Raw genomic sequence first — 20553 nt, forward strand, 5'->3', positions numbered from 1 at the left:
AATGAAAAAAATAATTTTTTTTCTATTTATTTTTATAAACGTATTCTTATTTTCAGCAAATTATGATTTAAACATAGAATTATTAGAAAAAGAAAAAGCTATTTTAGGTGAATTAACTGTTATTTTAGAAAATGACGAAGAACCATATTTTGCATTATTTCCAAATTTAGATAGCCATGAAAATCCATATATTAATGCATTATTTGAACCAAAGATTAAAAATAGAATTGAAATAATAAGTGTAACTGATAAAAATAATGATAACTTAAATTTTTCTTTTTTAGATTATCATTCAAAAAAATTTAGAGATTATCAAAAGAAAAATGGAATTTTAAAAGTTGATACAAATAAAAAAATTATAAAAATTACTTTTAAAACATATTTTTTGGATAAAAGTTCTCCTGATAATGTAGCTTTTAATGATATTTTTATTTGGAGATTTGGTTGGTACCCTATTCTAATTGATAAAAATAGTGATTATTCTCTTGTTCATCACAATATTGCGATAAAAGTTAAGAATAATAAGGTATATGCACCTATATTATCTGGAAAAAAAATAAATGATAAATATTTTTCTGAAGGTAAATACGTTTCTATGCCCATTGTTTTTGTAAAAAAGGATTCGTATAGAAATTTAAAGTTAGAATCTAAAGATTATTCAGTAAATATATGGTATAGAAAAGGGCAAGAACAAAGATCTGCTATAATGGCTTCACATGTAATTAAAGCTTTAGAATTACACACAATAAATTTTGGAAAATTAAAGTATACAAATATTAATGTTTTTCAAGATCCTTATCCAGGAATGTATGGTATGGCTGCTGATGGAATGTTCCTATTAGGAGACGGTTTTTTTACCACAGCAGATTTACTTTTACCTGGATTATTAGAACCTATGACTTTTTATGTAGTTTCTCATGAACTAGCTCATATGTGGTTTGGAATTGGAGTTGGAGTTGATTTTGCTAAAAATAATTTTATGAGTGAATCTTTAGCTGATTATGCAGCTCAAATTTCTATGTATGAAAAATATGGCGATGATAGATTATATAATATTTATTTACCTGATATTTTAACTGATAGTTTTTCTGAATTATTAGTAAAGAACTTTTCAGAATTAGATCAAAATGGATTATTTAACTTAAATTATTATAATATAAATAATTCTATAACTGATGATATAGATAAAATACCTGCAAATTTTACTTCATATATATATTATAATAAGGGAAAAAGAGCTATGTTATCTCTTGAAGATTTTTTAGGAAAAGAGAAATTTAAACACCTTCTTTCAGAATACTATTATAAATATAATGAAAAAAATCCTTCAGAAAATGATTTTATTGATTTTCTTTCAGAATATGTTGATAAAGATGTTTTACATGACTTATTTTTTAATCAAAATAACTTTGACGCATCTATAAAAAGCAAAGAAGATAAAATAATTGTTGATCTAAATAATATGAAAATTCCAACAAAAGTTAGAATTTTAACAGAAGATGGAACTAAAGAAATTATTACAATAGAAAACATTGAATTAAACAAAAACGAAATAATAGCTATAGATATTGATCCACAAATGCATACTTTTGACGTCGAAAGACATAATAATCATTATCCAATTTTAATAAAGTCTAACTTACTAAATAATAATATATCAAAATTTGATGCTTATGAAATAAACTTTAAAACAAGTTTTGAATTTAATAATTATTATCGAAATTCATCAATACTATCTTTTGAAAAATTCCCATATTATAGTTTAGGACTAGGTTATTATTCATTATATTCTGAAAATTTTGATATGTTAGATTTAGGATTAAATTCAAAAATTTCCTTTAATCCAAATCCATGGTTTGGATTAAATTTGAGTTATTTAAAAAGTTTATACTATTCATATCAAAATTTAATAGGTCAATTTAAAATTTCAATTCCAAAAGATTTAGATATTGGTAGCTTCTCAAACGCATTAGCTTATTCAACAACATTTATTTTAAACGGTGAATTTACAGATACAGACAATTATTATTTAAATCCAACCATAATTTATGATAACTTATACAATTTAGGATTATATTTTACTGGTAGTTATTATATTATTAATTCTGAAAATTCATTTACAAATGCATATACAGCTGATATTGCTTATTTATTTGATAATTATTTACCAATATTAAACTCTTTTAGTTTAGAATTAAAATATTCAAATAATGCTATTTTTAATCCGTTATTAGACAAAATTTCGTTATTATATGATAATGATCCTATGCTGTATAATTTTGTAAAAGAAATATATGGAATAAATTTAGAACTAATTAATTTTTCTGATAATTCAGATAATAGAATAAATATATTTAACATATTGTCAATAGGTGACATGGATTATAATTTAAATGCCATATATAAACTAATAGATAATGAAAACTTATTTGGAATAACATTTAATATTTCACCAGAATTTTATATTATTACTGATGAAAATATTCCTATAAATTTTGAATTCGGAACATATTATATACCTTCAAAAAATTTATATACATTAACTTTTTCATTTTCATCAGCCCTTGATACTTTAATAAGAACATCTATTAAATAAAAAACAAATGCCAGCTTTTTGCTGGCATTTATGAACTATATATTAAATTCCTCAACAGGTTCTTTTAAAAGAATTTTTGCAATTCTCATTGAAGCTTTTCCATCACCAAATGGATTTTTTGCTTTTGACATTTTAGAATAATAATCATTATCAAAAGATAGCTTATTTATATATTTTAAAACATTTTCTTTATTTGTACCTATTAATTTAGCAGTTCCAGCTTCAATAGCTTCAGGTCTTTCCGTAGTTTCTCTTAATACCAATGTAGGTTTTCCTAAAGCTGGAGCTTCTTCTTGAATGCCTCCTGAATCTGTCATAATAAAATATGCTCCAGACATTATTGCTGTAAATTCGAGATATTCTAACGGATCTATTAATATTGCATTTTCTAACTTTTCTAATTCCGGAAAAACTATTTCTCTTACAGCTGGATTTAAATGAACTGGAAATACTAAATAAATATCTTTGTTTTTTGATAAAAACTCTTTTATTGCTTGCATTACATTTTTCATTGGATCTCCCCAATTTTCTCTTCTATGCATAGTCATTAAAATATATTTTTTATCTAATAAATTATACTTTTTTAATATTTCTTCTATTTTATCTTTATTTTTATCTATAACCCATAACAATGCATCAATAACAGTATTTCCAGTAATAAAAATATTTTCTTCGGAAATTCCTTCTTTTAATAAGTTATTTTTAGATATTTTAGTTGGTGGAAAATGTAAAGAACTAATAACACTAGTAAGCCTTCTATTCATTTCTTCAGGAAAAGGATTATATATATTATCAGTTCTTAAACCTGCCTCAATATGGCCAACTGGTATTTTATAGTAAAAAGAAATTAAAGCTCCTACAAAAGTTGATGTTGTATCACCTTGTACTAAAATATAATCAAAATTTTCATTTTTCATTATTTTATCTATTTTATCAATTAAATTTTTTGTTAGTTCTGGCAATGTTTGCCTATGAGTCATAACATTTAAATCATAATATGGAGATATTTCAAAAAGTTTTAAGACTTGATCTAGCATCTCTCTATGCTGTGCAGTTGCAATAATCTTTGTGTCAATCCCATATTCTTTTAAAGTATGATATACAGGCGCCATTTTAATAGCTTCAGGCCTAGTTCCAAATATTAATCCAACTTTCAATCCCCTCAACTCCTTTAAAATATAATTTTATAATTTATTTTATATTCAATAGGCAAAAATTTATCAAATTTTACTTCGAAAAATAAGTTATTTAAATCTAGGTTTAATGTAGTATAATAATACTCTTTAATATCGCCATACGGCCCTTCCCATGTTTCTGTATTACCTTTTAAATCAGTATCAAAATAAGATGTATTTAAATTAATCTCTCCTTGATTTATTTTTTCAAACATTATTTTTATATCAACATTACTTTTTAAAAACTCTAGAGAAATCAATTTACTTTCAATACCACTTCCATAGTCATATCCCATTGGAATATCATAAATTTTATCATCAATATATCTTCCTGTGAATTTTAATAATTCTTGCCATCTATTATACATCCAAGAGTAAATTTTATATTCTTCATATTTAGCTGTAAAATAAAAATTATTTTTCTTAAAAGCTGATTTAATACCATATGCCCATGCTAATGCAGTAGGCTTATAACTTTCTGCTCCAGATTCTGTCAAAGGAACAACAAAATCATCCATAGCCAATTCACCATATATTTTTATCCCATTTAAAGGTACTATTTCTCCATCAATGGCAAACATTGCATTGGAATATCCTTCACCATATGTATTATGAAGGATATTCATAAAATTTAAATCTACAATATCAGGGAGTTTACCGCCAATTAAATTAAGTTCATTTATTGAAACTCTAACAAAATTTAATGGTTTTAAATCTAATCTATGTATCATTAAAGTTTTATAAGGATCATAATATCCTTCATTTATACTTCGTCTATCAGAGTTTCCATCAATATGCATCCTTTGAATATTAAACTCTTCTTCTGTTAAATAAGAATTAAAGGAGTAAGCTCCAAAATATATTCCCATACTTCCTAAAAGAAAGTTAGTAGTAAAACCACCTGTTATGCCATCAACAAAAGGTAGTGAGTCTGATAAAAAAACTCCATGTTCCATTAATGACCAATCTGTTTGATATCTACCTAATATAAACCAAAAAGAATTTATTCTTTTACCAAAATACATTTCTAATATTAAATTATGACTATTTGTCATATTAAATTTTAAACCAAAATTATTATTTTTATATTCAAAAATAGGTGCTAACTCATAATTATTTGTATGAAAATATGGAATTTGAATATAAACATTAGAACTATTTTTTTTATAAATATTTTTTTCTTTTGATGGATATGGAGAAATAGATGTATCTAATGCTTCAAAATTAAGCATTTTTTCTATTATATAAATCTTATAATCTATATCATTTTCAAAATAAAATGGAAATGACGTTAATGAATAAAACAAAATCAATATTAAAAATATCTTTTTCATTTTCCGCTCCATTACCATTGAATTTTTATTGGAATTATCCAAAATAAAGAATAACTATTAAAGATTTCTTCATTGTATTTTGTATCTATATATTTAAACTGAATTTCACCATATGATAATTTTGAATATATCTTAAACTTTTTATTATAAAAAACATTTCCAAAAGATTTCCCAAATTCATTTTCATATAAAATTAATAAATTTTTAGCTGAAATATATGTTTGAAAAGAATTTACTTTTGAATTTTCATCATACTTAAATCCTAAAGGAAAATCATAAAAATATCTGGAACCTGGTTCATTAATTATTTCTAAGGATCTATTATATAACCTATTATATGGATATTTATCCTCATATATTCCACTTTCTACATTATAATTTTCATATAATAATGAAAAAAATATATCTTTAAAAATTTCTAAATTAATTTCTCCACCATAACCAAAACTATTTTTATTTTTTATTGGATTATATGAATCTTGAAAATATACTCTTAAATTATTAATCTGCATTTGATAATCCATTGAAATCAAAGCATTATTTAAGTCTAAAAATGAATTAGGAATTTTCCCTCCATATAAATTTAAATTTGAAAATCCTACATTAAAAATTCCAAAATCAAAATCAAATCTATTTACAAAAACTTCTTTTAATGCCATTGTCGCATCAGATGTAAATTGAATTTCATATTCTGCTTTTGTAAGCATGGGTTGCATTGATATTAAAATAAAGTTGTAAGTTAAATTTTCAATATTATATTTAAAATTTATATTTTCATAGTATTTTGATGCATCAGATAATATCAATGAATTTTTCATTGGCCCTAAAGAAATTTTATTTCTACCTAAAATAAAACTCCAAGTATTATTTTTCAAACTTAAATAGCTTAAAGAAGGCATATCTAATGTAGTTCTTTTGGATAATGAAAAATCATTATATATATCTAATATATTTAGTGATTTATATTTAAAATATGGACTGTTACCTTCTTTAAAATCTCCAATAAATCTTGCATATAATTCATTATTATAGTAAAATTCAAATCCAAAATTCATCCATGAATAATATTCATTATATAAATCACTAAAATATATTTTACTTTTTTCTAAGGTGTAATATCCACCGCCATTAAATAAAACATTATTTTCTAATCTATTTTCATATCCTATAGGAAATTCTAAAGTTATGTTAGATTTATAATCTGTATCTTCAGTAAAAAACAAAGGAATTCCGGTATATTTTATACCGGAATTAATATTTTTTGATCTTTGATAATAAAATTCTATACTACCTGGAAATAATAACTTTGCACTTGCAAATATATTGACAATAAAAATTATAAAAATAAATAAATAAACTTTTTTTTTCATTATTTTTTACCTGCTAACCATTTCTTTCTTTTTTCCAAATACATTTCTCTAATTACTGTTAAAATATCTTGATATTCTTTATCTTTAAAATTTTGATATGAATGATCAAATGCTTTCCATTGTTCATATACATACATTAAAGTTATTTCTGCGTAAATTCCCTTTGATAAATAAATTCTATTTCCCCATGGTTTAGTACTTGCTAACACAAATTGCATATGATGAATATAACCAACATCTAAATTTACCTTTCTTTTTCCTTCAACAGCATATTTAGCTTCAATGTTATTTGTTATAGTTTTTGCATCAGCTAAAAAACCTGGAGAATATAAATTTTTAAAACTAATCATTCTAGCCTTTATTTTTACATTTTGTCCCATTTCCATATTATAATAATATGTGTACTTTTGAAAATCAAGTTCATCTGATATATAATCTATTTCACCAAAATGCTTTTCTAATTCCTCTAAAACATTTTCATGATATAGCCAATAATCTGTATCACCAGCAGTAAATATATGTATAACATAATTAACTCTATCGATATCTTTAATTTTCCCCATTTTCCATCACCACCTCAAAAGATTTTAATTTAATTTTATAAATTTTCTCAAATGTGTATATAATAACAGTTCCAGTATTATTAGAAATCAAAAGTTTTTCATTAGGTTTCAAATTAATATTTATTTTTTTATTAGGTCCTAATTCTTTTTCATTAATTAATATTATATCATTACTGCTGTTTTCTATTTCTAAAGGAATTTCTTGTAATGAGGCTATAGTAATCAAATCAGATGATTCATTTAATATTTTAATTATAAAAAAAATTGATATGCTTATAATAATTAATGAAATCAAAATATATGTTCTGTATTCATTCATTTATGTCCCTCACAAATTTTTTTAAATATTCTCTTTCGTCAATATTATCATCAAGCTTTTTCAATTTTATTTCATTTAATATTTTCCCTATTTGTTTCCCATTTATACCTAAATTAATTAAATCCTTTCCAGATATATTTAATTTTAAATCTTTTATTTCTAATAGATATTTTTTATATAAAGATATATTTTCTCCATCTATATATCCACCCAATGTAATTAATAATTCATTATCAAAATTCTCTACTAGTTTATATATATCAGATAATTTACTAAAATTACTTGATTTAATAATATAAATAACATTTTTTAATTTTTCAATATTATTTAAAAAATTTTTAGGAAGCCCATACTTTTCATATGAATACATAATAGCTTTATCAGTTTCATTTAATAAATATGAATATAAAAATAAATGAAAATGCTTTATTTTATTTAAATATTCTGGAATGTTTTCATTTACCCACTCATAAAATTTTAATATTTTATCATAATGTTTTATCTTATCAATTTTAAATTTTGAATATTTAAATAAATGATCTAAAATTTTTAGTTCGCCCATTTCGTTTAAAGATTCAATAATATTTTTCTCAGATAATATCTTTTCAAATTCCTCTCTTAATCTCATACCTGTTACTTTTTCAATGAAATTATTGTATACAGCATCTTTTAATAATTCTAAAGTACTATTATCAATCTCAAAATTAAATCTTTTTTTAAACCTTATAGCCCTTAATATTCTTGTAGGATCTTCAATAAAGCTTAAATTATATAAAACTCTAATTATACCTTTCTCAAGATCTCTCTTACATCCAAAAAAATCTAATAATACTCCAAATTCTTCAGCATTGAGTTTTATTGCCATAGCATTTATTGAAAAATCTCTCCTATATAAATCTTTTTTTATTGTACTTAATTCTACTTTTGGTAATTCAGCAGGTTTTTCATAATACTCTGTTCTCGCTGTTGCTATATCAATTCTAAAACCATCTTTAAAAAATAATGATCCTGTATGAAATTCACTATGTTCTACAAATGTTGCTTTTAAATTTTTTGAAACATATTTTGCATATTTTAATCCATCACCTTCTACAACTATATCTATATCAAAATTTTTTCTTTCTAATAATAAATCTCTTACAAAACCTCCTACTAAATAAACTGGCATATTCAATTCAGTGCCATATATACCTAATAATCTCAATAGATTCATATATTTAGGTTTGATTATTTTAACCATTTTTTTTAAAACATTATATTTGTGTAATTCCTCTTCATAATCAACAATTATATTTGGTTTTGATCTATGGAAAATTTTACCCTTCAATATATCTGATCTAGTTATTATACCTACCAAAGTATTATTTTCATCAATTACTAAAACTCTTCCAATTCCATTTTCTAACATTTTCATTCTAATCTCTTCAATAGTTGATTTTGGAAAAACTGAAATTATATTTTTTGATATAAACTTTTTTACAGGGGATTTTGATAAACCGTGATTCATAGCTTTTTCAATATCTTTTCTAGTAATTAATCCAATAAGTTCATTATTATCGATTACTGGAAAACCATTATGCCCAGTTTGCATCATTAATCTATAAACTTTTTCAATAGACTCATCTGCTAATACAGTTCTAACAGGATACGACATTATATCTTTTGCTAAGATTACAGGGTCAAAATAATTTTTTATATCATCAATTAAAGTACTAAGTAATAATTGAATATCTTTTTCATTTGATAAAAAGAAAAAAATATTATTTTTTCTTTTTATATTATACTTTCTGAAAATATCTAAAATATCAATTTTCCTTGAAGATAAATATACTTTTATATCATTTTCTACTTTGAATATAATTATTAAATCTGGAAAGTATGTATTATATATATCTTCAAATATTTTTTCATTAATTTTATTTTCTGTAAAAGAAAAAAATATTTTATTATTATCTATTTTTATTATCTTCTTATTTTTTTCTAAATCCACTTTACCACTCTTTTCATTGAACTTTTTAAAAAATATATATTCTAAATATATAAAGGATTGGTTAATATGAAAATAAACCTTGATAACCCAATTTTAGGATATAAGCTTGATCCCGGAGAACCAGGAATAGCATCATCTTCCCCAGCTTCTTTAAGTATTATTAGAGTATTATCTCAAGAAACAGGAAATTTAATAGCTTTTAAAAAACAAGCCGCCGTTGAAGGAGGATATGTTATTTATAGTAAAATTTCTCTAGATATGCAAAAAAGAGGTGCTTTTTTAGCTGCAGTTGCTGGAAAAACCGAGGTTAAGATAGCTTATAATGAAAAAAATAAAGAAATTATTTCTGATAACCAATCAAATAATTCAGAAAATAAAATTAAGGATCTAGAGAATTTAATCAAGAAATTAAAAAGTTTCATGACTAATGAAGATGATCCAATTATAAAAAAAGAATTAAAAAATAAAATTAATATTTTAGAATCTCAACTATTATTATTAAAATTAGGAAATAATATAAATAATCAAAATGAATTAATACTTGGTATGATTTTTACTGCTTATTTTTAATGTCATCAAAATGTTTTTCAAGATCATCAACATCCATTTTTAAATCTTTATAAATTGACTCTTCTTTTGGATGTGATGGATTTTCCTTTATTTTTTCCATAGATTTTAAAACTTCCGATAAAACCTCTGCTCTTAACTGGAATGTATAAGTTTCTAATTCAGAAAAAATTCTACCTTTTTCAGAAACAACATATTTTGGATGCAAATTATTTAAAGATAAAGCAATTACATCAGCTTTACATCTATCACATATGCAAATTTCAATATTTGGCATGTTAAACATTTCATTTGTAATCTCTTCTACTATCTCCTCCATCACATTAAAAATATGATATTTTTCAATAATCATTTCAGTCACCTTCCTTTGTATAGAGAGATAATATTATATCACCATAATTATATTCTTTATATTTTATTAAATTATTATATTTTTCTTTTAATAATTCTCTTTTAGAATGTTCAACAATTATTAATATATTTTCATCATAAATTTTATTATTTTCAGAAATTTTTATTAAAGCTTCTTCTGCTAATCCCATTTGAAAAGGTGGATCCATAAATATTATATCGTATTTTTCATTTAATTTTTCAATACTTTTTCTAAAATCCGAACATATTAATTTTATCCTATCTTTCACCCCTAAAAGATTTGCATTTTTTATTATAGTTGAACAAGCTTTTTTAGATGTTTCAATAATTGTCGAATGTATTGCACCTGAACTTAAAAATTCAAAAGAAACTGAACCAGAACCACCAAAAATTTCTAAAGTATTCATATCACTAACATCAACTATATTTAATATTGCTCTTCTAACATTAGCAGGTGTATATCTTGTTCTTTTATCTGGGACTATATTTATCTTTCTTCCTTTTAAATAACCATTTTCAATTATTAACACAATATCACCACACTTTTTAAGCTTCTAACATTTTTAATTTCTTTCCATATCTATTATATATTTCATTTTTTAAATTTATATGATTTTCTAAATTTGGGTCTTCTTTTAATATTTCTTCTGCATCTTTTCTTGCTTTAGATATTAATTCAGGATCATTTAAAATATCTATAAATTGAAAATCTGGTAAACCATGTTGTTCTGTACCAAAAAATTTCCCTGGCCCTCTCCATTCTAAATCAATTTCAGAAACCTCAAAACCATTGTTAGTATTAGCAAATTTACGCAATTTTTCTTTTGTGTCTCCTGAAGTATTTTGACTAATAACCAAAAAACAATATGCTTGTTTTTTACTTCTACCTACTCTTCCTCTTAATTGGTGTAACTGTGATAATCCAAACCTTTCAGCATGTTCTATAACCATTACTGTAGCATCAGGTATATCAACTCCTACTTCAATAACTGTTGTAGAAACTAAAACCGAAAATTCTTTATTACTAAACTTTTCCATTACAGAATTTTTTTCATCAGGGGTCATTTTGCCATGTAAAAGTCCTACTCCATAATCTTTAAATTTGTTATTTAATATTTCATACATTTCAGTAGCTGCTTTCAAATCTAAAACTTCAGATTCATCAATTAAAGGATAAACAAAAAAAGCTTGATTCCCATTTTTTAATTCATTCTCTATAAATTTATAGATTTCATTTATTTTATGTTCATTCACTAAAACTGTCTTTATTTTTTTTCTTCCTGCAGGCATTTCATTTATTACTGTTACGTCCAAATCTCCATACAATGTCATAGCTAATGTTCTAGGAATTGGTGTTGCTGTCATAAATAATGTATCAGGCATTTTACTTTTACTAATTAAAGCTAATCTTTGTTTTACACCAAATCTATGTTGTTCATCTATTACCACTAATCCCAGATTATTAAACATAACATCATCTTGTATCAATGCATGTGTGCCTATTAAAATGTCAATCTCATTATTTAAAAGTTTTTCCTTAATTACTTTTTTTTCAGAATTTTTAGTTTCACCTAATAATAATTCTACATTTATATTTAATTTTTCCATATCCTTTTTAATCTTATTATATTGCTGTTTCGCTAAAACTGATGTTGGAACCATTATTGCTCCTTGAAATCCACTTTCATAATTATCTATTAAAGCTATTTCAGAAACAACCGTTTTACCAGAACCAACATCTCCTTGTAATAATCTATTCATTGGTGTATTTTTTCTCATATCTTCTCTAATTTCATTATATGCTTTTATCTGGGAATTTGTAAGTTTAAAAGGCAAAGAATCTATAAATTTATTAGCTAATTCTCCTAAAATATTTTTCGCATATCCATCTCTTGATTGTATTTTTTGTTTTTGAATCAAAACAGAAAATTCAAATAAAAATATTTCTTCATATTTTAGTCCTTCTTTTGCTTTATTTAAATGGTAGTAACTTTTAGGAAAATGAATACCTTTTATTCTTTTTGGAAATTCTAAAATATCATATTTTTCCATTATATTTTTTGGTAAAAACTCTTCTTTTTTATTTGCATATTGAATAGTTTCTGAAAGAATAACCCTCATATTATTTTGATATAATCCTTTTTTTAACGGATATACTGGTAAAATTCCTTGTTTTATTTCATTTTCATTTGTTATAACTTGAAAATCTGGATTTTTCATTTGTTTTCTACCAAACTCAATTTCAACAATACCGTATACAGCTACTTTCATGCCAACTTGCAAAAATTTTTTTATATAATCTTGATTAAACCATGTCAATATAATAACTGAATTATTTTTATCCTCTAAAGCATAAGATAGAATTTTTAAATTACCAGTTTTCCGTTCTTCGTAATTTACAATATTACCTACAATTAAGCATGTTTGTCCATGATAACATTCTGAAATTAATTTAATTTCTCGCCTATCTTCATAATTTCTTGGTAAAAAATAAAAACTATCTTCAATATTATTTATTCCCAAATTTCTAAATAAAATTGCTCTTTTATTCCCTACTCCTTTAATGTATTTAATATCTGTCTTTAAAGGTAAATCTTTATATGGCATATCAGGTTTATCAATTAAAAATTCATCTTTTAATTTTTTTATTAGATCAAATCCCATCTTTATCCTTTTAATAGCTCTTTCTTCTGATATTTTATCTAAAGGTTTATAATATGCCAAAAAGGAGCCTATTTTTTCTTTTAGGCCCTTTTCTTTTTCAATAATATTATAATTTTCTCTGCAAAAATTATATATTTCTGTAAAAAAACTTTTTTGAGATATTTTTTTTGATATACCCAAATTAAATAAATATTCTATTTCATTAAAAAAATCTTCAAGATGCATTATATAGGATTTTCCTCCCCATACACAGCTAAACCAAATACTTCAGGACCACTATGACAAGCAACTGTTGGCCAAATTCTTCCCTCAATTAATTCATAGTTATAATTTAATTTTTGAAATTTCTCCATGAACATATTAAATACAGCATCTTCCTGTTCTTTGTTTTTCTCAAATCCATGTACTTTATATATCTTTACATTATATGGTCTATTTTTAATAAATTCATACGCGTTATCAGCCATGACATTTAACGCCTTATTAATACCTCTAACTTTTGTAAGAGGATAAATTTCACCATCTTCTACAGATAAAACAGGTACAATCTTCAATAATGTACCAGCCATACCAGCAGCTTTACCAATTCTTCCATTTTTAATTAAATACTTTAATGTAGGTACTGTAAATTCCATAAATGTATTTTCTATAATTTTTGGAATATTCTTTTCAATTTCTTCAAAAGTTTTATTTTCATCTTCTAATAATTCTACTATTCTTCTTGCAACAAAAGAAGCACCAATTGAAACCATTTTAGTATCAACGATTTTTACATCCAATTTTAACATATTTTTAGCCATTTGTGCTGTATTATACAACCCTGACATTTTAGATGAAAAATGAATATCTATAATTTCATCAAACCCTTCTTCTTTCAATCCTTCATATATATTCATTATTTCTTTTAATGATGGTTGAGCAGTATAAATATCATCGGCACCTTTTACAATTTCATAAAATTCTTCTTTAAATAAATCAATCCCATCAGTATATTCTTTACCATCTATATATACCTTCATACCCATAAATTTTAAATTATATTTACTAATCCATTCAGGTGTTGGAGCACAACCAGAATCTACTATAATAGCTCTTTTCATTTTACTCCTCCTCAACTATAATTTCATTTCCATTTCTTTTAAAAATCAACCCATTTAATTCAACATTTTTCACATCTGGATGTTTAGACATAAAAATAATCAATTTATCATAAAATCTAGTTTTCATATATACATCATATATAGAATACTTTGATTCTATTGATTCCATATTTTTAAATTTTAAATAAACATAAAATGTTATTGAATTCAACAATATAACTATTATCAATAATATACTTGCTATTCTCATTTTAAAAATTTATAGACATTAATAAAAGTTTCTACTCTATCTCTATATATATAGTCAGGATTCTTTTCTAAATAATCAACATAATAATTATATAATTCTTTGTAATTTTCTATTATATTATTAGCAAATCTATTTGCTAAATCTTCTTTTGATATAGATTTTAGGTGAAAATATAAATCTTCAAAAAATTCAAATGATTTATCTGGAATACCTCTAAATTTTTTTGCCATATAGTAATCTGCTTTAGCTTCTTTTTTAGATATTTCTAATACATTTTCTACTGTTTTTTCATATCCCAAATATTCGTTAAAGTTAAACATTATTTTCATATATTCTGTATATATATCTTCCCATTCAGGAAATCTATTCCAACCACCAGGCAATATATATATTGCTTTTTCATACCAATGAACAAAATCATTATAATATTTTTCTTTTAATATATTTATTTCTTTTATAACTTTTTCATTACTTGAAAAATATTTTTCAATATTTGTAAGATTTTGGAAAAGTAATACATTTAATTTAGATATAAGTCTATATGCATTTTTTTCATTAAATGAAACATAGTTGCTTTCCAATTGATCTATTTCATCTTGAATAGATTGAATATATGCCAATGCCTGCAATAATTGATTATTATCTTCGTTTTTTAATAATTCATATAATTCTTTTATATCGTCTCTAATTTTTTTCCTACTAAATGGCATGAGATCCATAGATCCTTCAAATTCATTTAACATATATTTGTATTCAAATGTTTTCATATCCATATATTTTTCTAAATTATTATATTCTAATTCCATTAATCTATATGGAGTTTTTGCCATTAATTGAGCTAAATAAAAACCAGATTTGCCAAAAGCAGGATTTGAATCTAAAGATTTAATGAAATATTCCTTAGCCCTTTTATATGATTCAAAAGCTTTATTTTCATAATCAACTTTAGCAGATAAATATTTTTGTTTTTGTTCTTCTAAATTTTTTATTTCATTTGAAACTTTTTGTAAATCTAATGGATTTGTTATTTTTAAACTTTTATACTCATTAATTTTAGATTCTATTTGCTTAATTACGTTAGGTATTTGATTTTTTACAATATTTTCATATGCATCTATTTTCATATATTCTTCATTACCTTTTTTAAAATAAATCTCAGCAGCTGTAGATTGAATTTTTAAATAAGAAACTACAATTCCTAGTAAGATAAATATAACAAATATACTTTTCATTGTATTTTTACTAATATTAATTTTTCTAGTATCTCCAAATTGTTCAGATACAGCTACTGAAATAATAAATAATGCTGACATAATGTTAGGATGCAAATGCATTGGAAATTCTGTAAAAGAATGAACTGCAACTATTGTTAAACTCCATGCAAACAAATTAAACATTAATAGTTTATCAAAATCAGAAATTTTAAACACTCTTTTTAAATATATAGTAATAAGTCCAAATAATAACAATATAATAGAAACAAACCCTATAATACCAGTTTCTCCTAAAACTTGTAAATAATCATTATGTGCTCTTTTAAAATTATTCCAAGCATAATAAAATTTTTCTGGGTTTCTTGCTTGTATATCCCCCATATATCTTACTGCATATACAGGATATGTACCAATTCCACCACCAATTATTCTATTTTCTATATGATTTGGATCTTTCCATTGTTCTACTGAAGCTAACCAAGATAAAGTTCTTTCATCCCAAGATGAAACAGAAGACATTGCTTGAAATCTTTTCGATGCAACAACTTCTCCACCTTTATTAAAAGGTGATGGAATATTAAACATTATTAATAAGAAGGAAATTATTATAATTATTAAAATTAACGGAATTAAAAAGTTTTTTGATTTCGAATATTTTTTATTATCTTTATTTTTTAAAACACTTATAACAAAAAATAAAGTAAAAATTATCATTCCTAAAAAGAAGGATAAATATATTGAACGCGTTTGAGCAAATAGAAGTACCCAAAACATAACAAATACTGAAACGATGGCAAATATTTTTTTATATAAATTTGATCTTTTAGAAAGAGCAAAATATATCCCTATAGGAATCATTTGTCCCATATAATCAGAAACAAAATTAGGATTACCAATTGTAGTTCTCAAAGTTATTCTTTGAGATGGATCACCATATTTACCAAAAAATAAATCATATCCAAAAAATTTATTTAATAATCCGTCAAAACCAATTATAAATCCAGTTATTAAAAAAACAAACAATGCTGATTCAATATAATCAAATTTTTTTCCAAACCTATTAGTTAAAATATATGAAACCAAAACAATTATTAATGTGTATAATGAAACTTCAAAAGAATATCTAAAATAATATTTATTCTGCAAAAAAACACTAATTAAAGAAAAAAGTGTTGCTAAACCAAAAAATGAAAAATAAATATGATTTAATGAATAATTAATTTCATAATTTTTATTTTGAATTTTATAAAAATAATAAAAAAACATACCTGTATAAAATATTGAAAAAACTAAATGTTTTTGAGTGGAATACTCATAAACCCAACTTGGAATCATTAAAAAAGGTAATAACAAAAAAAACAATCCCATTAATAAAATATCCTTAGGATATTTAGATATTTTTTCCATAACCTACCTCCTCCATATTCTTTCTAATATATCATACCACAAAATTTTTATTTAGCAAACGAAATTATAATAAAAATACGTTATAATATAAATATACAAAATACTGTATGGAGGGATTTAAATGGATATGCATAAACATCATGTAAAACATAACAAATCTTTAAATGTTTTAAAAACAGCAAAAGGACAAGTTGAAGCAGTGATTAAAATGGTTGAAGATAATAGATATTGTATTGATATTTCAAAACAAATTCTTGCTTCTATCTCATTATTAAAAAAAGCTAACTCTCAAATTTTAAAAGAGCACCTTGAAACTTGTGTTAGAGAAGCTGCTTATTCAAAAGAAGTTTCGGAAATTGAAAGTAAAATAAAAGAGTTAGAAAATATTATTGAATATATCAATAAAACATTATAGTTAATTTATATATTAATCATGATTTTTTAAATAAAAAAATATAATATTTTCTTTAAATTTTATTACTTTTTTTATTATATAAAATATCAAGTAATCATATTTTTTTATTTAACCATTTAGCTTTTAACAATTCTCATGTAAAATATATAATGAAAAATATCACTAACAGAAATGGAATAATAAGGAGGATGCCATGGTAATACCCTTAAGCGGATTAAGAATAGGAATGAATGGAATAATTATTAGATTGGATTTTGATGAATCAATAAAGGAGAGATTTATTGCCATGGGATTAATCCCAGGAAAAAATATAACCTATGTTCATGAATCTCCCTTTGGAGATCCCATGATCTTCAAAATAGATGATAATAAAATAATGATAAGAAAAGATGAAGCTAAAAAAATTTTTGTTGAGGTATCAGAAGAATTATTATTTTTATATGAAGCAACACCCGGAAAGTATAAAGTTTTTTCTTTACAAGGTGGATTATTGTTTAAAAGGGAAATGGAAAAATTAAATATTTTTGTTGGAGATGAAATTGAAGTTATTGAAAGCAATTCGCACAAATTAAGTATAAAAGTTAAAGAAAAAAATATTTTATTAGGTAAAGGGAAAGCTAAAAAAATTTTAGTGAGGAGATTATAATGAATATAAATGAAATTATTTCTTATATACAAGAAAGCAAAGAGAATATTTCTATTGATGAAATAAAAAGAAAATACAATTTATCTGATCAAAATTGGAAAATAATATTTCCATTTTTAATATCTAATGGCATTAAAATAAACTCCTTTTCTGATTTAGACTTAAGATGTTCTGATTGCCCCATTAACAATTTTTGTGATAAAAAAAGATGTGGAGGGTGAAATATGACTTTTGAAATAGCCGTTATAGGAAATCCAAATGTTGGTAAAACCTCTATTTTTAATATTATTACCGGTAGTAGACAATATATCGCTAATTGGCCTGGAGTTACTGTTGAAAAAAAGGTTGGTGCATTTAAGTATAAAGAACATAACTTTAAACTAATAGATTTACCTGGAATTTACACTCTTTCTGCTCAAAGCGAAGATGAAAAAGTTGCTAGAGATTATTTTCTAAACGAATCACCAGATGCTGTAATTGTTGTTGCCGATGCATTAAATCTAGAAAGATCAATGTATCTATTAATGCAAATTTTAGAAATGAAATTACCAGTTGTTTTAGCTATTAATTCTATAGATGAAGCTAATGAAAAAGGAAAAGAAATAAACCCTTATTTCATTTCAAAAACTTTAAATATACCTGTTATATTAACTTCAGCAAAAAAAAATATAGGTATAGATACTTTAATTGAAGAAGTACATAAAGTGGCTGAAAAAAAATTAATTCCTTCGAAAAAATTTCCATATCCTGAAAGTATAAATGACTATATAAGTTTTTTTTCAGAAAAGATTAAAAATTTCGATTATCTAAGATCATATGATCCCGAATGGTTAGCTATATATTATTTAGAATTTGGTTCGAAAAATTTTGATTATCCTATTGATTTAACAAATGAAATTTCAAATAAATTTGATATGAAAAATTTAAAAATAGAATATATGAATTGGAAATTTAATTTTATATCTTCAATAATAAAAAGTGCTGTTATTGAAGAAGGAAGAAGTTGGGCATTAAGAGATATACTTGATCATGTATTAACCCATAAATTTTTAGGTATTCTAATATATATTGTAGCTTTATTTTTTGTATTCTCCTTAACTTTTAATATTGCTAGTCCATTATCTGATTTAATAGATTTAGGATTTTCTAACTTAGGAAATGCATTAAATGGATTAATAAAAGTTCCTTGGCTTAATTCGTTATTGATAGATGGTGTTATTGGTGGTGTTGGTGGTGTTTTAGTATTTATTCCACAACTATTTGTTTTATTTTTCTTTATGGGATTTTTAGAAGAATCAGGGTATTTACCGAGGGCTGCTTTTTTGGTGGATAAAATAGTTAGGAAATTTGGTTTAAGCGGTAGATCTTTTATGTCAATTATATTGGGTTTTGGATGTAGTGTTCCTGCAATTATGTCTACGAAAACTATAGCAAATAAAAAAGAAAGAATGGCTTTAATTTTAAGTGTACCTTTTGCATCATGTTCTGCTAGATTACCAGTTTATGTATTATTAATAAGTGTATTTTTCAGTAAAAATGCTGCTACAATAATGCTTTTAGTTTATATATCGAGTATAATATTAGTGTTATTATCTGCAAAAATTTTACAAATGTTTTTTATTAAAGGAGAAGGAATACCATTTACTATTGAACTACCACGTTTTAGAATGCCTACTTTTAGAAATTTAATGCTATATTCTTGGAATAGAGGAAAACACTTTTTAGAAAAAGCTGGAGGAATAATTTTATTAGCCACTATATTTATATGGCTATTATCCTATTTTCCTAATAATAACGATATATCATCATCATATGCTGCATATATTGGTAGATTTTTTGAACCTATTACATTACATTTAGGTTGGAATTGGCAAACGAATATTTCCCTAATTTTTGGAGCTGTTGCTAAAGAAGTTATTGCTTCATCGTATATGACAATACTTAACGTAGGTGAAGAAGGAATAACTTATGCTATACAAAGTATTTTAACTCAAAGATCGGCTTTAGCTTTGATTTTCTTTGTATTAGCTTATATTCCATGTTTTGCAACATTGGGAGTAATAAAACAAGAAACAGGAAGTTATAAATGGTTATTTTTTGAATTATTTTATACTTTGATTGTTGCATATATTATTGCAAATATCGTATACTTATTAGGAGGAATATTCTTATGAAAAATAAAAAATTTACTCTTATAATAATAGGTATTGTTTCTTTAATTATGTCAATAACAAATATTAAATATGATAGTTTTATTTTCCTTTCATACTTAACCGTTTCTTTAATAGCTTTTATTGGATTATGGGAGGATATTAAAAATATATGGTATCATAAATCTGCTCATATTATAGTTAGTTCAATTATCTCTTTTATAATTGGTTCATATGAATTGTTAAAATATTTATTTGGTTGGTTGGGTGTATTTACAAGTGAAGGAGATATCCCATATTTTAATTATTATATCTACTTATTTACATTGATAATGATTTTTGTTTTTTTTAAAGAATTAAATTACTTAAAAACATATGGAAAAAATAAATAATCAAAAAAAATCCGCTAAGATTAATCTTA

19 protein-coding genes are annotated in these 20553 nt (G+C 23.7%); 7 read left to right on the forward strand and 12 right to left on the reverse strand.

Annotated features, from left to right (window positions below):
* Position 1: 1 nt before the first annotated feature.
* Entirely contained in the window at positions 2–2596 is a 2595-nt protein-coding gene (locus AS160_RS01015) for a M1 family metallopeptidase (RefSeq protein WP_165144113.1), read from the forward strand.
* A gap of 35 nt (positions 2597–2631) precedes the next feature.
* Here the strand turns inward: AS160_RS01015 and wecB are convergent, their stop codons facing one another.
* Genes wecB through AS160_RS01045 form a run of 6 tightly spaced genes read right to left on the reverse strand, consistent with a single transcriptional unit; the run spans position 2632 to position 9347 of the window.
* Positions 2632–3753, reverse strand: a complete 1122-nt coding sequence (gene wecB / locus AS160_RS01020) for a UDP-N-acetylglucosamine 2-epimerase (non-hydrolyzing) (RefSeq protein WP_165144114.1) — start codon at positions 3751–3753, stop codon at positions 2632–2634.
* Positions 3754–3767: 14 nt separating this feature from the next.
* The gene (locus AS160_RS01025) at positions 3768–5105 is read right to left on the reverse strand and encodes a hypothetical protein (protein WP_165144115.1); all 1338 of its coding nucleotides are present in this window, start codon (positions 5103–5105) and stop codon (positions 3768–3770) included.
* Between the two features lie 11 nt (positions 5106–5116).
* Entirely contained in the window at positions 5117–6475 is a 1359-nt protein-coding gene (locus tag AS160_RS01030) for a hypothetical protein (protein WP_165144116.1), read from the reverse strand.
* Positions 6475–7038, reverse strand: a complete 564-nt coding sequence (locus tag AS160_RS01035) for a DUF4416 family protein (RefSeq protein ID WP_165144117.1) — start codon at positions 7036–7038, stop codon at positions 6475–6477. Before AS160_RS01035 ends, AS160_RS01030 begins: the two co-directional genes overlap by 1 nt.
* Positions 7025–7357, reverse strand: a complete 333-nt coding sequence (locus AS160_RS01040; protein ID WP_165144118.1) for a hypothetical protein — start codon at positions 7355–7357, stop codon at positions 7025–7027. The genes AS160_RS01035 and AS160_RS01040 overlap by 14 nt, the downstream gene beginning before the upstream one ends.
* Complete coding sequence (locus tag AS160_RS01045) at positions 7350–9347, reverse strand: CBS domain-containing protein (RefSeq protein ID WP_165144119.1); 1998 nt, start codon at positions 9345–9347, stop codon at positions 7350–7352. Before AS160_RS01045 ends, AS160_RS01040 begins: the two co-directional genes overlap by 8 nt.
* 66 nt (positions 9348–9413) lie before the next feature.
* Here AS160_RS01045 and AS160_RS01050 point away from each other — a divergent pair, with 66 nt between their 5' ends.
* Complete coding sequence (locus tag AS160_RS01050) at positions 9414–9917, forward strand: hypothetical protein (RefSeq protein ID WP_165144120.1); 504 nt, start codon at positions 9414–9416, stop codon at positions 9915–9917.
* Here the strand turns inward: AS160_RS01050 and AS160_RS01055 are convergent.
* From AS160_RS01055 to AS160_RS01080, 6 genes are read right to left on the reverse strand one after another with little or no spacing between them, the layout of a single operon-like run.
* A complete protein-coding gene (locus AS160_RS01055; RefSeq protein WP_165144121.1) occupies positions 9901–10266 on the reverse strand; it encodes a late competence development ComFB family protein in 366 nt (121 codons plus the stop codon). The genes AS160_RS01050 and AS160_RS01055 overlap by 17 nt on opposite strands.
* Position 10267: 1 nt before the next feature.
* Positions 10268–10816, reverse strand: a complete 549-nt coding sequence (gene rsmD, locus AS160_RS01060) for a 16S rRNA (guanine(966)-N(2))-methyltransferase RsmD (RefSeq protein ID WP_165144122.1) — start codon at positions 10814–10816, stop codon at positions 10268–10270.
* 16 nt (positions 10817–10832) lie between these two features.
* On the reverse strand, positions 10833–13175 hold the full coding sequence (recG, locus tag AS160_RS01065) for an ATP-dependent DNA helicase RecG (protein ID WP_165144123.1): 2343 nt from the start codon (positions 13173–13175) through the stop codon (positions 10833–10835).
* Positions 13175–14050: a DegV family protein gene (locus tag AS160_RS01070; RefSeq protein ID WP_165144124.1), complete on the reverse strand. Its 876-nt coding sequence runs from the start codon at positions 14048–14050 to the stop codon at positions 13175–13177. The genes recG and AS160_RS01070 overlap by 1 nt, the downstream gene beginning before the upstream one ends.
* A gap of 1 nt (position 14051) precedes the next feature.
* Positions 14052–14300, reverse strand: coding sequence for a hypothetical protein (locus AS160_RS01075; RefSeq protein WP_165144125.1), 249 nt, complete (start codon positions 14298–14300; stop codon positions 14052–14054).
* The gene (locus AS160_RS01080) at positions 14297–16921 is read right to left on the reverse strand and encodes an O-antigen ligase family protein (RefSeq protein ID WP_165144126.1); all 2625 of its coding nucleotides are present in this window, start codon (positions 16919–16921) and stop codon (positions 14297–14299) included. The genes AS160_RS01075 and AS160_RS01080 overlap by 4 nt, the downstream gene beginning before the upstream one ends.
* A gap of 121 nt (positions 16922–17042) precedes the next feature.
* Between AS160_RS01080 and AS160_RS01085 the strand changes: the two genes are divergently transcribed.
* The 5 genes from AS160_RS01085 to AS160_RS01105 all read left to right on the forward strand — a co-directional run bounded on the left by AS160_RS01085 (position 17043) and on the right by AS160_RS01105 (position 20524).
* Entirely contained in the window at positions 17043–17336 is a 294-nt protein-coding gene (locus AS160_RS01085; protein ID WP_165144127.1) for a metal-sensing transcriptional repressor, read from the forward strand.
* A 193-nt stretch (positions 17337–17529) separates the two neighbouring features.
* The gene (locus AS160_RS01090; protein ID WP_165144128.1) at positions 17530–17982 is read left to right on the forward strand and encodes a FeoA family protein; all 453 of its coding nucleotides are present in this window, start codon (positions 17530–17532) and stop codon (positions 17980–17982) included.
* Positions 17982–18203: a hypothetical protein gene (locus AS160_RS01095; protein WP_165144129.1), complete on the forward strand. Its 222-nt coding sequence runs from the start codon at positions 17982–17984 to the stop codon at positions 18201–18203. Before AS160_RS01090 ends, AS160_RS01095 begins: the two co-directional genes overlap by 1 nt.
* A 3-nt stretch (positions 18204–18206) precedes the next feature.
* Positions 18207–20156, forward strand: a complete 1950-nt coding sequence (feoB, locus tag AS160_RS01100; RefSeq protein ID WP_165144130.1) for a ferrous iron transport protein B — start codon at positions 18207–18209, stop codon at positions 20154–20156.
* Positions 20153–20524, forward strand: coding sequence for a hypothetical protein (locus tag AS160_RS01105; protein WP_165144131.1), 372 nt, complete (start codon positions 20153–20155; stop codon positions 20522–20524). Before feoB ends, AS160_RS01105 begins: the two co-directional genes overlap by 4 nt.
* Positions 20525–20553: the final 29 nt, after the last annotated feature.

Origin of the sequence: Marinitoga sp. 38H-ov (assembly GCF_011057715.1) — a bacterium.
GTDB lineage: Bacteria > Thermotogota > Thermotogae > Petrotogales > Petrotogaceae > Marinitoga.

Excerpts from the sequence above, each read along its gene's own strand:
- AS160_RS01090 (WP_165144128.1), top strand. The coding sequence starts at position 17,530 with ATGGTAATACCCTTAAGCGGATTAAGAATAGGAATGAATGGAATAATT.
- AS160_RS01030 (WP_165144116.1), bottom strand. The coding sequence starts at position 6,475 with ATGAAAAAAAAAGTTTATTTATTTATTTTTATAATTTTTATTGTCAAT.
- AS160_RS01015 (WP_165144113.1), top strand. The coding sequence starts at position 2 with ATGAAAAAAATAATTTTTTTTCTATTTATTTTTATAAACGTATTCTTA.
- AS160_RS01040 (WP_165144118.1), bottom strand. The coding sequence starts at position 7,357 with ATGAATGAATACAGAACATATATTTTGATTTCATTAATTATTATAAGC.
- AS160_RS01025 (WP_165144115.1), bottom strand. The coding sequence starts at position 5,105 with ATGAAAAAGATATTTTTAATATTGATTTTGTTTTATTCATTAACGTCA.
- AS160_RS01050 (WP_165144120.1), top strand. The coding sequence starts at position 9,414 with ATGAAAATAAACCTTGATAACCCAATTTTAGGATATAAGCTTGATCCC.
- AS160_RS01055 (WP_165144121.1), bottom strand. The coding sequence starts at position 10,266 with ATGATTATTGAAAAATATCATATTTTTAATGTGATGGAGGAGATAGTA.
- AS160_RS01075 (WP_165144125.1), bottom strand. The coding sequence starts at position 14,300 with ATGAGAATAGCAAGTATATTATTGATAATAGTTATATTGTTGAATTCA.
- AS160_RS01070 (WP_165144124.1), bottom strand. The coding sequence starts at position 14,050 with ATGAAAAGAGCTATTATAGTAGATTCTGGTTGTGCTCCAACACCTGAA.
- AS160_RS01085 (WP_165144127.1), top strand. The coding sequence starts at position 17,043 with ATGGATATGCATAAACATCATGTAAAACATAACAAATCTTTAAATGTT.
- AS160_RS01080 (WP_165144126.1), bottom strand. The coding sequence starts at position 16,921 with ATGGAAAAAATATCTAAATATCCTAAGGATATTTTATTAATGGGATTG.
- AS160_RS01035 (WP_165144117.1), bottom strand. The coding sequence starts at position 7,038 with ATGGGGAAAATTAAAGATATCGATAGAGTTAATTATGTTATACATATA.
- AS160_RS01095 (WP_165144129.1), top strand. The coding sequence starts at position 17,982 with ATGAATATAAATGAAATTATTTCTTATATACAAGAAAGCAAAGAGAAT.
- AS160_RS01105 (WP_165144131.1), top strand. The coding sequence starts at position 20,153 with ATGAAAAATAAAAAATTTACTCTTATAATAATAGGTATTGTTTCTTTA.
- feoB (WP_165144130.1), top strand. The coding sequence starts at position 18,207 with ATGACTTTTGAAATAGCCGTTATAGGAAATCCAAATGTTGGTAAAACC.
- recG (WP_165144123.1), bottom strand. The coding sequence starts at position 13,175 with ATGCATCTTGAAGATTTTTTTAATGAAATAGAATATTTATTTAATTTG.